This is a genomic window from Burkholderia sp. RS01, from assembly GCF_039748055.1.
In the GTDB taxonomy this organism is placed as follows: Bacteria; Actinomycetota; Actinomycetes; order Actinomycetales; family Micrococcaceae; genus Arthrobacter.
In genome coordinates this window covers 1-223 of the sequence record NZ_JBDLAK010000091.1, presented here as the reverse complement: position 1 = coordinate 223, position 223 = coordinate 1, and the positions used below count along the sequence as shown (strand labels likewise).

Sequence of the window (223 nt, the reverse complement as noted above, 5' to 3'; positions counted from 1 at the left end):
CTCGACGCGGTTGAGGGTGTTCGTGTTGGTCATCCTGCGGTGGCCTCGTTGATCAGTCTGTCGAGTCGTGTGATGAGCTGTTTGTGTCGTTCGGCTTCGGCGATCCAGCCTCGTTGTTCGGCGTCGCGGGCGAGTGCATCGGCATCAACGCGTTGTGCGGCAAGGATCGGCAGTGAACTGGGCTCGGCGTGGAAGCTGGGGCAGTGCTCACAAATATTTGCGT

The 223-nt window shown here is 60.1% G+C and carries 1 protein-coding gene; it reads right to left on the bottom strand.

The features are described 5' to 3' along the window. Positions 1-29: 29 nt before the first annotated feature. A partial coding sequence (locus ABFP37_RS22660; RefSeq protein WP_347035054.1) for a hypothetical protein occupies positions 30-223 on the bottom strand: 194 nt, incomplete at its 5' end.